We start from the raw sequence: 14,210 nt of genomic DNA on the forward strand, positions 1-14,210 counted from the left end.
ATGAACGATTTCTGGGAACACTGTTCCGCATTGCTGGAGCGCGAGCTGACGCCCCAGCAGTACGTCACGTGGATCAAGCCGCTGGCCCCGGTCGACTTCGATGCCGGCGCGAGCACCCTGCGCATCGCCGCCCCCAACCGCTTCAAGCTCGACTGGGTGAAGAGCCAGTTCTCCGGACGCATCGCCGATCTGGCGCGGGAGTTCTTCAGCGCGCCCATCGACGTGCAATTCGTTCTTGATCCGAAAGCCACGGCCCGCAGCGCGATCGGCGGCGGGCTGAACGCGGCGCCGCGCGCGGGCGCCACGCCGCCGCGCCCTCCGGCGCCGTCGGTGCCATCGCCGGCTCAGCAGGCGCCTTCGGTCGTCGCGCACGCGAATGCGGCAGCGCACATCAACGCGCTCGCCGCCGAAGCGGCGCAGCAGGCGCAAGCGACACAGGACGATCAAGCCGATCTCGACCTGCCGAGCCTCGACGCGAACGAAGCCGCCGCTGGCCGGCGCACGTGGCGGCCGGCGAGCGCGCCTTCGGCGGGCGGTGAAAACGATTCCGCTTACGAACGCTCGAAGCTCAATCCCGTCCTCACGTTCGACAACTTCGTGACCGGTAAGGCCAACCAGCTCGCGCGCGCGGCGGCGATCCAGGTCGCCGACAATCCCGGCATCTCGTACAACCCGCTGTTTCTGTACGGCGGCGTGGGCCTCGGCAAGACGCACCTGATTCACGCCATCGGCAATCAGTTGCTGATGGACAAGGCCGGCGCGCGCATCCGCTACATCCACGCCGAGCAATACGTGTCCGACGTGGTGAAGGCGTATCAGCGCAAGGCGTTCGACGACTTCAAGCGCTATTACCACTCGCTCGACCTGCTGCTCATCGACGATATTCAGTTTTTCTCGGGCAAGTCGCGCACGCAGGAAGAGTTCTTCTACGCGTTCGAGGCGCTCGTCGCGAACAAGGCGCAGGTCATTATCACGAGCGACACGTATCCGAAGGAAATCTCGGGCATCGACGATCGCCTGATCTCGCGCTTCGATTCCGGCCTGACGGTCGCGATCGAGCCGCCCGAGCTGGAAATGCGCGTCGCGATTCTGATGCGCAAGGCGCTTTCCGAGGGCGTGAGCCTGTCCGAAGACGTCGCGTTCTTCGTCGCGAAACATCTGCGCTCGAACGTGCGCGAGCTGGAAGGCGCGCTGCGCAAGATTCTCGCGTACTCGAAGTTCCACGGCCGCGACATCACCATCGAACTGACGAAGGAAGCGCTCAAAGACCTGCTGACGGTGCAGAACCGCCAGATTTCGGTGGAGAACATCCAGAAGACCGTCGCCGATTTCTACAACATCAAGGTCGCCGACATGTACTCGAAAAAGCGGCCGGCCAACATCGCGCGCCCGCGCCAGATCGCGATGTATCTGGCGAAGGAGCTGACGCAGAAGAGCCTGCCCGAGATCGGCGAACTCTTCGGCGGACGCGACCACACGACCGTGCTGCACGCGGTGCGCAAGATCGCGGCGGAGCGCGGCAACGACGCCCAGTTGAACCACGAATTGCACGTGCTCGAACAGACGCTCAAGGGCTGACGAAGCGGCGGGCGCAAGCGCGCGGCGTGCGTCGATTGTTGCGCGCGCGGGCCTGTTTATTGGCGAAAACGCCCCCAATTTTTAGGGGCCGGTGCCGATTTCAGGCACAATACAGGTTTGCCGTCCATGGCCTGGGCGGTTCTGAAGCGCAAGCTTTCGCGAGTGACCGGCGGGGGGCCGGCAACGCGTGTTACGAGGTTGTCCAGCGGGCAAACGGTGGCGCTACGGTGGCCAACCGCGGGACAGGCCGTCACATCAATGAAGGAACTCTATGCAACTGGTCAAGACCGAACGAGATAATCTTCTAAGGCCGCTGCAAACCGTGAGCGGTATCGTAGAACGCCGCCACACGTTGCCTATCCTCGCGAATCTGCTCATCACCAAGAACGGCGCCGACGTGTCGTTCCTCTCGACGGACCTCGAACTTCAGATCACCACGCGCGCCGATTTCGGCGTCGGCGGCGATCAGGTTGCCACCACCGTCGCCGCGCGCAAGCTGCTCGACATCCTGCGCGCGATGCCTTCGGGCGACGTCGCGCTCGACCTCTCCGACAAGCGCCTCACCGTGCGCTCGGGCAAGAGCCGCTTCGCGCTGCAAACCCTCGCGGCCGACGAATTTCCCACGGTCAACCAGGCTACGGACTTCGGCGCAAGCCTCTCGGTTCCGCAGAAGACGTTCCGCCAGCTGCTCGGCATGGTCTATTTCGCGATGGCCCAGCAGGACATCCGCTACTACCTGAACGGCATGCTGCTCGTGGTGGACGGCGACCAGCTGATGGCGGTCGCAACGGACGGCCACCGTCTCGCGTTCTCGTCGATGAAAATCGAAGGCGGCGCGTTTCCGCGCCAGGAAGTCATCATCCCGCGCAAGACCATCCTCGAATTACAGCGCCTGCTCGAAGACATCGACGACACGCTTCAGATCGACATCGCCGCGACGCAGGTGAAATTCACCTTCGGTCAGGTGGAACTGGTGTCGAAGCTCGTCGAAGGCAAGTTCCCCGACTTCCAGCGCGTGATTCCGAAGGCGCACAAGAACACGTTCGAAATCGGCCGCGAAGAATTGCAGCGTTCGCTTCAGCGCGCCGCCATTCTGACTTCCGACAAGTTCAAGGGCGTGCGCTGCCTCGTCGAGCCGGGCCAGCTCAAGATCATGTCGACGAACGCGGATCAGGAAGAAGCACAGGAAGAACTCGAAATCGCTTATCAGGGCGATACCGTCGATATCGGATTCAACGTCACGTACCTGCTCGACGTGCTCGCGAATCTGAAGGTCGACACGCTGCAAGTCGCGCTCGGCGACGCGAATTCCAGCGCGCTCATCACGATTCCCGAGAACGAGGAATTCAAATACGTGGTGATGCCGATGCGTATCTGACGCGCTCGATACCAATGACACTCCAAGGGGCGGCGCGCCCCTTTGGTGTTTTTAAGGTGTTTCGAAAAGTCAGCCATTACGAGCAGTTATCGAAGCAGTGTCGAAGCAGTGACGCAGAACCGGAAGAAATCCATGACTGAAAACACACATACGCAACCCGACAACAGCTACGGCGCATCGTCCATTCAGATCCTCGAAGGTCTGGAGGCCGTGCGCAAGCGTCCGGGCATGTATATCGGCGATACGTCGGATGGCACCGGTCTGCATCACCTCGTATTCGAAGTGCTGGACAACTCCATCGACGAAGCGCTCGCGGGCTATTGCGACGACATCCACGTCACCATTCACGCGGACAACTCCATCTCCGTGAAGGACAACGGCCGCGGCGTGCCCACGGGCCTGAAGCGCGACGACAAGCACGATCCCAAGCGCAGCGCCGCCGAGATCGTGATGACCGAACTGCACGCGGGCGGCAAGTTCGACCAGAACAGCTACAAGGTGTCGGGCGGGCTGCACGGCGTGGGCGTGTCGTGCGTGAACGCGCTGTCGGAATGGCTGCGCCTGACCGTGCGTCGCGACGGCAAGAAGCACTTCATGGAGTTCGCGCGCGGCGTCGTGCAGAACCGCGAAATCGTCGAGGAAGACGGCGTGCAATATTCGCCGATGCCTGTCGTCGGCGATACCGAAAATCGCGGCACCGAAGTCCACTTTCTCGCGGACGCGACCATCTTCGGCAATGTCGAATTTCATTACGACATTCTCGCGAAGCGCATGCGCGAACTGTCCTTCCTGAACAACGGCGTGCGCATCCGCCTCACGGATCTGCGCACGGGCAAGGAAGACGACTTCGCGTTCGCGGGCGGCGTGAAGGGCTTCGTCGAGTACATCAACAAGCAGAAGCAGGTGCTGCATCCGACCGTGTTCCACGCGACCGGCGAGCGCGAAAACGTGACCGTCGAAGTGGCGATGCAGTGGAACGACAGCTTCAACGAAAGCGTGCTCTGCTTCACGAACAACATTCCGCAGCGCGACGGCGGCACGCATTTGACCGGCCTGCGCGCCGCGATGACGCGCGTCATCAACAAGTACATCGTCGATAACGAGATCGCGAAGAAGGCGAAGGTGGAAACCACCGGCGACGACATGCGCGAAGGCTTGTCGTGCGTGCTGTCGGTGAAGGTGCCGGAGCCGAAGTTCAGTTCGCAGACGAAGGACAAGCTCGTGTCGTCCGAAGTGCGCGCGCCGGTTGAGGAAGTCGTCGCGAAGGCGCTCGAAGATTTTCTGCAAGAGACGCCGAACGACGCGAAGATCATTACCGGCAAGATCGTCGATGCCGCGCGTGCGCGCGACGCCGCCCGCCGCGCGCGCGAAATGACGCGCCGCAAGGGCGTGCTCGATGGCATCGGCTTGCCGGGCAAGCTCGCGGACTGCCAGGAGAAGGATCCGGCGAAGTCGGAGATTTACATCGTCGAGGGCGACTCGGCGGGCGGCTCCGCGAAGCAGGGCCGCGACCGCAAGTTCCAGGCAATTCTTCCGCTGCGCGGCAAGGTGCTGAACGTCGAGAAGGCGCGCTTCGACAAGCTCATTTCTTCCGAGCAGATCGTGACGCTCGTGACGGCGCTCGGCTGCGGTATCGGCAAGGACGATTACAACCTCGAGAAGCTGCGCTATCACCGCATCATCATCATGACCGACGCGGACGTGGACGGCGCGCACATCCGCACGCTCTTGCTGACGTTCTTCTATCGGCAGATGCCGGAGATCGTCGAGCGCGGCTATATCTATATCGCGCAGCCGCCGCTCTACAAGATCAAGGCGGGCAAGGACGAGCGCTATATGAAGGACGCGCACGAGTTGAATCAGCACATGCTGAAGCTCGCGCTGCAAGGCTCGGAACTGCATGCAAGCGAAGGCGCGGACCCGATTACCGGCGACGCTCTCGGCGAACTCGCGCGTGCGTATCTGCTGGCGCAGGCGGTGGTGGATCGCCTGAGCCGCATTTATGACGCGGCGTCGCTCGAAGCGGTGATGGACGGCGTGTCGATCGATCTGTCGTCGGAAGAAGCGGCGGCGGCATCGGCGAAGGCGCTGCAAGACCGGCTGCGCGCCGATCCGCTGAAGCCCGAAGTGACGGTGGAGCCGGCCTACGATCAGGTTCGCGAAGCGCGTTCGCTGCATATCAAGCGGCGTCATCATGGCAACGTGAAAGTCACCGTGTTCGACGAAGACCTTCAGTTGACCGCGGACTACAAGCAACTCGTTTCGACGGCGGATACGTTCAAGGGCTTGATCGGCGAAGGCGCGCTCATCAAGCGCGGAGAGCGGTCGATGGCCGTGTCGGACTTCAAGAGCGCGATGAAGTGGCTGATCGCGGATGCCGAGCGCAACGTCTCGAAGCAGCGCTATAAGGGCCTCGGCGAGATGAACCCCGAGCAGCTTTGGGAAACGACGATGGACCCGAACGTGCGGCGCCTGTTGCGCGTGCAGATCGAGGACGCGATTGCGGCGGACGGCATCTTCACGACGCTCATGGGCGATGACGTGGAGCCGCGGCGGGCGTTTATCGAAAGTAATGCGTTGCGGGCGGGGAATATTGATGTTTGAGGGGTGAAGTGACGCGTCGGCCCTCGCGCCGACGCTTCGCCCCGAACCGCCCCACACCAAGTACTTACACATCGAAACCCCCGATGTCGTCGAAAACGGCATCGCGTTCTGCTGCCTGCATCACAAACTCTTCGATATCGGCGCGTTCACGCTCGGCCGCGAGCAGCGCGTACTCGTCTCGGACGAAGCACACGGAACCGATCGATTCGACGCGATCCTTCTGCGGCATCACGGCAGCCAGTTGAACGCGCCCGTCAGACGGGAACATCATCCGTCGGGGCGTTTCGTCGACTGGCACCGCGCGCAAGTCTTCCGGGGGCGCGCACGGCCGCTCTAACCGAAGCCGGTTCGCCGCCTCAACCCGCGTACACTTCGCCTTCTGACCATCAATCAGGCGCGCGAGCCGAACGCGCGCCATCGCATCAAGAGAATCCATATGTTCACCTGCCGAAATCAATCATGCGGCACGCAATGGGAGCTATCCGACGTCGTCGTCAAGAACGAAGGCCAAGGTCTCCTGTTTCGCTGTCCGATGTGCGGCGCGCGCAACTACGTGACGCGCCATCAGTCGCAAGAAGGCGAAGTCAGCTACGAGCAGGTCACCGACATTCCGCCGCACGGCGAGCGCTAAGCATATGACGATCGATACGAACTTCAACTCCCTGCCGCTCACGCCCGCGATGCAGGCCAACTTGCAGCAGCTCGGCTATCAGTCGATGACGCCGATCCAGGCCGCGAGCCTGCCGCACGCGCTCGCAGGGCACGACCTCATCGCGCAGGCGAAGACCGGCAGCGGCAAGACCGCCGCCTTCACCTTGCCGCTGCTCGCGCGGCTCGACGCGAAGCAGTTCGCGGTGCAAGCGCTCGTGCTGTGCCCGACGCGCGAACTCGCCGATCAGGTCACGCAGGAAATCCGCCGCCTCGCGCGCGCCGAAGAGAACGTGAAAGTCCTGACGCTCTGCGGCGGCACGCCGATGCGTCCGCAGATCGCGAGCCTCGAACACGGCGCGCATATCGTCGTGGGAACGCCCGGGCGCATCATGGATCACCTTCAGCGCGAAACGCTTTCGCTCGACGCCGTTCGCACGCTCGTCCTCGACGAAGCCGACCGCATGCTCGACATGGGCTTTTTCGACGACATCGCGTCAGTCGCGCGTCGATGCCCGAAGGATCGGCAGACGCTGCTTTTCTCGGCGACGTATCCCGAAGGCATCGCGAAACTGAGCCAGCAGTTCCTGCGCAATCCGCGCGAAATCAAGCTCACCGAACAGCACAGCAACGCGAAGATCAAGCAGCGTTTCTATGAGGTCGAAGATGACGAGCGGCTCCACGCCGTCGGGCTGCTGCTGGATCACTATCGGCCGGTGAGCACGCTCGCGTTCTGCAACACGAAGCAGCAATGCCGCGATCTGCTCGACGTATTGCGCGCGCAGGGCTTCGAGGCGCTCACGCTGCACGGCGAACTGGAGCAGCGCGAACGCGATCAGGTGCTCGTGCAGTTCGCCAATCGCAGTTGCTCGGTGCTCGTCGCGACGGATGTCGCCGCGCGCGGGCTCGACATCGCGCAACTGGAAGCGGTCATCAACGTCGATGTCACGCCCGATCCCGAAGTGCATGTGCATCGCATTGGCCGGACCGGGCGCGCGGGCGAAGAAGGCTGGGCGCTGTCGCTCGCGAGCATGGACGAGATGGGGCGCGTCGGCGGCATCGAGCAATTGCTGCGGACCGAAGTGGAATGGCATCCGCTGTCGGAGCTGACGTCGGCGGAACCGGGCCATCTCAAGCCGCCCATGGCGACGCTGCAGATTCTCGGCGGACGCAAGGACAAGATCCGCCCCGGCGACGTGCTCGGCGCGCTCACGGGCGAAGCGGGCTTTACCGGCGAGCAGATCGGCAAGATCAACGTGATGGACATGGTCACGTATGTGGCCGTCGCGCGCGACATCGCCGACGACGCCGCCCGCAGGCTGAGCGCCGGCAAGCTCAAGGGCCGCAAGGTGAAAGTGCGGCGGATGTAGCCTCAGGCCTTTTGCGAGCGCTCCGCCGCGATCTCGTCCGATGCGCTCTTCGGCGCGTCGCGCGTGACGAGCCGCAAGCCGCTCGCAATGCTGCCCGCGCCCGCAAAGGCCGCGCCGAGCGAGAGCGCGAGCGTCGGTCCGTGTTTTCCGGCAAGGCTGAAGCACAGCGCGACGAGCGCCGCGCCCGTCGCCTGCCCGATCAGGCGCGAGGTCGCGATCATGCCGCTCGCGCCGCCGCTTCGTTCGCGCGGCGCGCTCGACATGAACGCCTTCAGATTCGGCGACTGAAAGAAGCCGAAGCCCGCGCCGCAGATCGCCATGCGCACGCAGATGTCGAGCGCGTGCGGCTCGGCCGGCAGCATCGCGAGCGAGGCCATTCCCGCGCAGAGAATCGCGAGTCCGACGCCGCCCAGCAAGCCTGGCGAACGGCGGTCGGACATGCGCCCGGCGATCGGCGCCATCAGCGCGACGAGCGCGGACCACGGCGTCATCAGAAAGCCGGTCTCGACCTGGCTGCGCCCGAGCACGCTTTCGAAGAAGAACGGCAGCGAGACGAACGCGAGCCCTTGCGCGGCGAACGAGCAGATCGCGGTCATCGTCGAGAGCGCGAACATCGGGCGGCGAAAGAGATCGACCGGCAGCATCGGCGCGGGATGGCCGCGCTCGCGTCGCAGCAGCAAAACGCCCGCGATCAGCGCGACGCCGAATGCCGTGAGCACGGAGCGCGCCGGCGCGCGCTGGGCCGCTTCGCCGAGCGCGAAGATCAGCGAGGCGAACGTGACGACGTTGAGCAACGCGGCGATGCGGTCGAAGCCGTGTTCCGCGCGCTTCGTCTGCGGCAGCGACGGCCACGCGATCGTCAGCGCGAACACGCCGACCGGCAGGTTCACCGCGAAAAGCCACGGCCACGTGCCGAGCGAGAGCACGATGGACGCGACCGTCGGCCCGACCGCGAACGCGATCCCGACGACGAGCGCGTTCAACCCGACGCCGCGCCCGAGCCGATGCGGCGGAAAGATCGCGCTGATGAGCGCCGCGTTGACGCTCATGATCGCGCTCGCGCCGAGGCCCTGGAGCAGGCGCGCGGCGACGAGCGTCGGCAGCGACCACGAGAGCGCGCACACCGCGGACGCCACGAGAAACACGACGAGCCCGGCGAGATACACGCGCCGATGGCCGAGAATGCCGCCGAGCGCGGCGAACGGCAGCAGCGTCGCGACCATCGCGAGCTGATACGCGTTGATGATCCAGACGGACGCGGCGGGCGTCGTGTGCAAATCGGCGGCGATGGCCGGCAGTGCAGTGTTGGCGATCGCTGTGTCGAGCGTCGCGAGCGAGACCGAGAGCAGGATCGCGGCCATGCCTCGGCGCTCGAGCGGGGTCATGGGCGCGGCGGGATCGTGAGAGGCGGGTGGGAGAGTGTCGGCGGCCACGTCGGTGATCTGGATTTAAGCGGAGCAGGAATAATCCGACACGATACGGGAACGCCGCGCTTCGTGCTCGACATCGCCGCACACGCTTTCAGAAAGATATCGACGCCGGTTATGCTCGCCGACGATAGCGACGATAGCTCCCGGAGGGCGACACATGGCAATTCGAATCGTGCGGCTGGGCGCGCCGCGAGCGGAAAACGAGGGACTGCGGATCGGCACCGTCCGGCGTCCGCCGCGCGGCGTGCCGAAAGCGGAATTCGCGCGCCGCGATTTCTACGATGTTTGGTATCCGAATCTGTCGCCGTCGCAGGAATTGGTGACAGAGGCGCTGCACGCCGAAAGCGAGAAGGACTGGCGCGGCTTCGTGAAGAAGTTCAAGGCCGAGATGGCGCAACACGATGCGAGCAAGTCGCTCGACCTGCTCGCCGCGCTCTCGCATACGGCGAATCTGTCGGTCGGATGCTACTGCAAGGATGAAGCGCGGTGTCACCGGTCGGTGTTGCGGGAACTGCTGTTGAAGCGGGGAGCGGAGGTAGTTTGAGCGGTGGCGCGCTGCCCGTGAAGGGCAAGCGCGCTCGTCGCCCGGATGGATTGCTTAGTCGGTGCCGTACTTCGGGGAGCGCGGTCCGTACAGCAGTCCTTTCTGGCCGCCCGTTGCCAGAAGCCGCTGGCTCGTGAGGCCGGCGACGTCGTAAGACTTGTCGCTCAGCGTGTGCGCGACCTGCGTGCCGATGCCCGTCGCGATCATCCCGATCAGACCGCCGCCGACGGTCACGTTGTAGCCGACTTCCTTGCCGTTGGCCGTCGCCGATCCCTTCCACAGCTCGTCGCCCGAGCGCAGATCGACCAGCTTCGCGTTCGCGGTCACGGTCGTCTTGCTGTCGAGGATCACGTATTTCGTGCCGTAGTCGGTCACGGTCGTGTAGAGCGCGGCATCGGCGCCGAAGATTTCACGCAGCTTTGCGGGCGCGACGTTCTGGATGTCGGCAGGCGTCGTCAGCCCGTTGTGCCTGAACGTCTCTTCCATTTCGGCGACCGGCACCACGTAGTAGCCGCCTTCGGCGAGCGGCATCGTCATTTGAGACAGCATGCCGTGCGTCGCGTTGACGTCGGCTGTCTGGTCGACGGGCGGAAGCACGAGAATCGAGCGCGGCTTGCTGTTGCGCAAAGCCGTGTAATCCGCCTGCTGCTGCTGCGGCGCGCGCGAGGCGCATGCGCTCAGCATCAGCAGGGCCCCGAACATCGCGATGAGTTTGCGAGAAAAGGTCATGGTCATGGCGGTCGCTTACTTGAGATGGCTCAACAGGAAGTCCATGTAGACGGACGACTCGGGAAACGCTTGCTTCTCCGCGCCGAACTCCTGGCGCGCTGCATCGGCTTGCCCGAGGCTCGCGTACAGATTGCCGAGATGCGCGTGGAAGCCCGGCGGCACCGCGTTGCCTTTCGCGAGAATCTGCTGGCGCGCTTTCTCCAGCGCGTCAATCTGCTCGGACGGGGTCTTCTGGCCTTTGAAGTATTCGTAGACCTGCGGCTGATAGCCGTCCCATTGGTAGAGCGGCGGCGTAGGCTGCGTACTCGCGCATCCCGTCAGCAGCGCGCACGCCGCCGCGACCGACAGCGCGACGCCGGTCGAAATGTGATTCGTGTTGAACATGGTTCGGATGGCTTTGGTTGATGCTTTACTTCGCGGCCTGAAGCGCGCCGGCGTCGACTTTTTCGACGAGATGGTTCACTGCTTCCTGAATCGCCAGGTCGAGGACCTTGCCATTGAGCGTGGAGTCGTAGCTCGCGGTTCCGCCGAAGCCGATGACCTCGCGATTCGACAAGCTGTATTCGCCCGCGCCCTGGCTCGATGCGACGACTTCGGACGTCGTCGTGTCGACGATGTTGAGGCTCACCTTCGCGTAGGCGACTTGCGTCTTTCCGTGACCGAGGATGCCGAAGAGTTGCTGATCGCCGACTTCCTTGCGGCCGAACTCGGTCACGTCGCCCGTGATGACGTAGGTCGCGCCCTTGAGCGCCTGGCTCTTGTTGGCGATCGCGGCTTCCTGCTTGATCTCGCCCAGGTTGTCACGGTCGAGAACGGTGAACCGGCGGCTTTGCTGCAGCGTCGTGAGGAGAATGGTTTTCGCCTGGCTGCCGACACGATCGACGCCATCGGAGAAGACGCCGCGCATGTAGCTCGAACGGTTGTCGAACTTGCCGACCGAAACCGCGACGGGCCGGCCCGCGTAGGGCGTGCGCGCGCTGCTGACTTCGGGTACGGGCAAGGATCGCGATGCTTCGGTCGCGCATGCGCTGAGGATCGCAATGGCGCACGGGACGATGATCGCCGTGCGCGCGTTGATTGACTTCATGGTTTGCCTCTTTGGATACGCCGTCGCGGTGCGCTTGGTGAGGGCGCGCGCTGACACGTCGCGTGTCAGCGGAACTTGCGGCCGGTCAGGACGCGACGGCGAAAAAGGAAGCGATTGTTAAGCGATTCGGGGCGCCGGTTCGTCGGAGCAGTCTGAAATGTCGGCGTGCGACGGGTGAGAGGCTGTCGGAAAGCAAAAAGCCCGGTCAACTTTCGCTGACCGGGCTTCGGGAATTCTTTTGGTGGGGCGTGAGTGACTCGAACACTCGACCTACGGATTAAGAGTCCGCACAAGCGACGCATTACTCGGCATTGATCTGGATTTATCGGTGAGCTAGCTCACTGATTTTAAAGAATAAAGTTTTGTCGTGCCAAGATTTTGTATTGACCCGTATTGCGCCGCGTTCCATAATCGGGTTACATGGCGGTTACATGAGATCGCTGTTTCATTGCGGAAAGGGTCGATATGGCGAAGGTCAATTTCACCGGCGCGCGCGTTGAAGCGCATCGCTGCGCGTCGGGCACGGCGCAGTCGTTTCTGTGGGACAGCGACACGCCCGGCTTGGGACTTCGCACAACCGCGGCGGGAACGAAGTCGTACATTTTCCAAAGCAAATTCCGCGGTTCAACGATCCGCATGACGATTGGCAGTCCGGCCTCGTGGCCGCTGGAATCGCAGTACAAGAAGGGTCTCGACGGCGAACGCGAGGAAGCGGTGCGCGGCGCCCGTCAGGAGGCGCGTCGCCTGCAAAATCTCATTGATCGCGGCATCGACCCGCGAGTTGCCGCCGCGAACGACCGCGCCGCGCACGAAGCGCAGCATGCAGAGGCACGGCGCCGAACTTTGACGGTCGGCGAAGTGTGGGACGTCTATGTCGAGGCGCGTCGGCCGCGCTGGGGCGAGCGGCACTACCGAGACCATGTGTTCTACGCGGACGAGGGCGGCAAGGAAAGAAAGCGTGGAAAGGGGCTGACCGTCCCCGGTCCGTTGGCGCCGCTGCGTCACGTTCGGCTCTGCGATTTGACGAGCGAGCGTATCGCCTCCTGGCTTGAGGCAGAAGCGAATGTCCGTCCGACGATGGCGGCGCTGTCGTTTCGCTTGCTGCGCGGGTTCATGCGTTGGACCGACGATACGCCGGCCTACCGCGGTGTCGTGCCGACGGATACCTATAAAACGCGCAGCGTTAAAGACGCGGTGCCGCGTGCGCGAGCCAAAGAAGGCGATGTGCTGCAGCGCGAGCAATTGCCAGCGTGGTTCGGTGCGGTCCGACGGATCGGCAATCCGGTGATCGCCACCTATCTCCAGGCGCTTTTGCTGACCGGTGCACGCCGGGAGGAAATGGCGGCGTTGCAATGGGACGATGTGGACTTTCAGTGGTGCAGCCTGTCGATTGCCGACAAGGTCGAGGCGGGCGGCAGGGTAATTCCGCTGACGCCTTACCTGCGCGCCCTACTGCTGGAACTCAAGCGACTGAATGAGACGCCGCCGAATGCCCGCGAGTTGGCTCGGATGCAGGCGCGCGGAGAAAGCTGGCGTCCTTCGCCGTGGGTCTTCGCCAGCAAGAGTTCTGCCGACGGGAAGATCGCCGAGCCGCGCATCGCGCACACGCGGGCGCTGAAGGCGGCGGGCTTGCCGCACGTCAGCTTGCATGGTCTGCGGCGTAGTTTCGGGACCTTGAGTGAGTGGCTGGAATGTCCGATCGGTATCGTCGCGCAGATTCAGGGGCACAAGCCGAGCGCGATCGCCGAAAAGCACTACCGTCGTCGTCCGCTGGATTTGCTGCGGATGTGGCATACAAAGATCGAAGAATGGATTCTGGAGCAAGCCGGCAGCGAAGTTCCGATGCAGTCGGATGCGCCGGCTTTGCATCTGGTTGCCTAAACTTGATCCTGTTTCTGCCGCGAGGACGCGCCGCTGCCGTGTGCTTTGCGGGACACATGTTGCTGCGACTGTGAGGCAGCGCATGGAAGGTGCCAGAGATCCGACCGACATTGGCGTTGCCATTCGCGCGCTGCGACTCGGCCGCGTCGGTGCCGCGACGCCATCCGCGCGCCGGCCTTGATTGCCGCAGCACTTCGCGTTTCGCGCGAACCTCAACGTCGGAGGCGCCGGGTTCTTCCGCGCATGACCAGCCGGCTTTAGGACAGAAACCGCGCGGAGCGTCACCGTGGTGCTAAGTTCAGGCAGCGAGCGCAGACCCACTTCGGCGTTCGCGGATTCGAAGGATAACGCTCATATGAAGCGCAAGATCTATATGGAACTGCCCGGCAAGGGACGGCACGACTCACTGGATCTCAGCGACGAATATACGATTACGGTCACCCGTCCCGACGGGCTCGCCTGTAGTGACGACGAGGCGAGGCACGTGCTGGTGGAGTGTCTGCGGGAGGGGCCCCGGCGGCGGCGCCGAGCCAAAGGATCTGAGCAGCAGCAACTCGAAACGCGTGGCCAGTTGCGTTTTCTGGATATGCCGTGACCGCGGGCGTTGCCAGCATGTGTAACGGCGCTTCGCCACGGCTGACCGGCGTGCGTATCAAAATAACGGGAGATCGATATGGCGATACTCGACACACTGAAGCTCGCTCGGGCGCTCGCGGCTTCGGGCGTTCCGCGTGAAAACGCCGAGGCCTTCGCGCTCGCGTTCAATGCAGCACTGGAAGATTCCGCGCATCACGGCCTGCCACTGCAGCGAATGACGACCGACGAACTGGTGGATTTAACGATCAAAAAATGGAAGGAATGCGGATGCCCGCTGCAGCCTCGAACGTGACGATGATTGACGGCGTTCCCATGTCTCTAACGGCGATGTGAACGTCGTCTGGCCGGCGATTACCGCCCGACT

General features: G+C 63.6%; 13 protein-coding genes and 1 pseudogene. 10 read left to right on the forward strand and 4 right to left on the reverse strand.

What is annotated here, in order from left to right:
- From dnaA to dbpA, 6 genes and pseudogenes are all read left to right on the forward strand, one after another.
- On the forward strand, positions 1 to 1,578 hold the full coding sequence (gene dnaA / locus LDZ27_RS00005; RefSeq protein ID WP_244814759.1) for a chromosomal replication initiator protein DnaA: 1,578 nt from the start codon (positions 1 to 3) through the stop codon (positions 1,576 to 1,578).
- A gap of 271 nt (positions 1,579 to 1,849) precedes the next feature.
- Entirely contained in the window at positions 1,850 to 2,956 is a 1,107-nt protein-coding gene (gene dnaN / locus LDZ27_RS00010; RefSeq protein WP_244814760.1) for a DNA polymerase III subunit beta, read from the forward strand.
- Between the two features lie 132 nt (positions 2,957 to 3,088).
- Positions 3,089 to 5,560, forward strand: a complete 2,472-nt coding sequence (gyrB, locus tag LDZ27_RS00015; protein WP_244814761.1) for a DNA topoisomerase (ATP-hydrolyzing) subunit B — start codon at positions 3,089 to 3,091, stop codon at positions 5,558 to 5,560.
- Between the two features lie 76 nt (positions 5,561 to 5,636).
- Positions 5,637 to 5,897: pseudogene (locus LDZ27_RS28960) on the forward strand (HNH endonuclease); the annotation flags it as partial.
- 99 nt (positions 5,898 to 5,996) lie between these two features.
- Positions 5,997 to 6,191 (forward strand): hypothetical protein, encoded by a 195-nt coding sequence (locus tag LDZ27_RS00025; protein WP_244814763.1) that lies wholly within the window; start codon positions 5,997 to 5,999, stop codon positions 6,189 to 6,191.
- A 4-nt stretch (positions 6,192 to 6,195) separates the two neighbouring features.
- Positions 6,196 to 7,578 (forward strand): ATP-dependent RNA helicase DbpA, encoded by a 1,383-nt coding sequence (gene dbpA, locus LDZ27_RS00030; protein WP_244814764.1) that lies wholly within the window; start codon positions 6,196 to 6,198, stop codon positions 7,576 to 7,578.
- 2 nt (positions 7,579 to 7,580) lie between these two features.
- Here the strand turns inward: dbpA and LDZ27_RS00035 are convergent, their stop codons facing one another.
- Positions 7,581 to 8,963 carry an MFS transporter gene (locus tag LDZ27_RS00035; protein WP_244814765.1) on the reverse strand — a complete coding sequence of 461 codons (1,383 nt, stop codon included), beginning with the start codon at positions 8,961 to 8,963 and terminating at the stop codon, positions 7,581 to 7,583.
- Between the two features lie 202 nt (positions 8,964 to 9,165).
- Between LDZ27_RS00035 and LDZ27_RS00040 the strand changes: the two genes are divergently transcribed.
- Positions 9,166 to 9,552: a DUF488 domain-containing protein gene (locus tag LDZ27_RS00040; protein ID WP_244814766.1), complete on the forward strand. Its 387-nt coding sequence runs from the start codon at positions 9,166 to 9,168 to the stop codon at positions 9,550 to 9,552.
- Between the two features lie 54 nt (positions 9,553 to 9,606).
- Here LDZ27_RS00040 and LDZ27_RS00045 read toward each other — a convergent pair whose 3' ends face one another.
- From LDZ27_RS00045 to LDZ27_RS00055, 3 genes are read right to left on the reverse strand one after another with little or no spacing between them, the layout of a single operon-like run.
- Complete coding sequence (locus tag LDZ27_RS00045; protein ID WP_244814767.1) at positions 9,607 to 10,287, reverse strand: DUF799 domain-containing protein; 681 nt, start codon at positions 10,285 to 10,287, stop codon at positions 9,607 to 9,609.
- A gap of 9 nt (positions 10,288 to 10,296) precedes the next feature.
- A complete protein-coding gene (locus LDZ27_RS00050; RefSeq protein WP_244814768.1) occupies positions 10,297 to 10,665 on the reverse strand; it encodes a DUF4810 domain-containing protein in 369 nt (122 codons plus the stop codon).
- A 25-nt stretch (positions 10,666 to 10,690) separates the two neighbouring features.
- Complete coding sequence (locus LDZ27_RS00055) at positions 10,691 to 11,368, reverse strand: CsgG/HfaB family protein (RefSeq protein WP_244814769.1); 678 nt, start codon at positions 11,366 to 11,368, stop codon at positions 10,691 to 10,693.
- Between the two features lie 465 nt (positions 11,369 to 11,833).
- Here LDZ27_RS00055 and LDZ27_RS00060 point away from each other — a divergent pair, with 465 nt between their 5' ends.
- The 3 genes from LDZ27_RS00060 (at position 11,834) to LDZ27_RS00070 (ending at position 14,138) form a co-directional block, all read left to right on the forward strand.
- A complete protein-coding gene (locus tag LDZ27_RS00060; RefSeq protein WP_244814770.1) occupies positions 11,834 to 13,249 on the forward strand; it encodes an integrase family protein in 1,416 nt (471 codons plus the stop codon).
- Positions 13,250 to 13,604: 355 nt separating this feature from the next.
- Positions 13,605 to 13,844 (forward strand): hypothetical protein, encoded by a 240-nt coding sequence (locus LDZ27_RS00065; protein ID WP_244814771.1) that lies wholly within the window; start codon positions 13,605 to 13,607, stop codon positions 13,842 to 13,844.
- 78 nt (positions 13,845 to 13,922) lie between these two features.
- Positions 13,923 to 14,138, forward strand: coding sequence for a hypothetical protein (locus LDZ27_RS00070; RefSeq protein ID WP_244814772.1), 216 nt, complete (start codon positions 13,923 to 13,925; stop codon positions 14,136 to 14,138).
- The last annotated feature ends 72 nt before the right edge of the window (positions 14,139 to 14,210 follow it).

The sequence above is a fragment of the Caballeronia sp. Lep1P3 genome (genome assembly GCF_022879595.1).
Classification (GTDB): Bacteria; Pseudomonadota; Gammaproteobacteria; order Burkholderiales; family Burkholderiaceae; genus Caballeronia.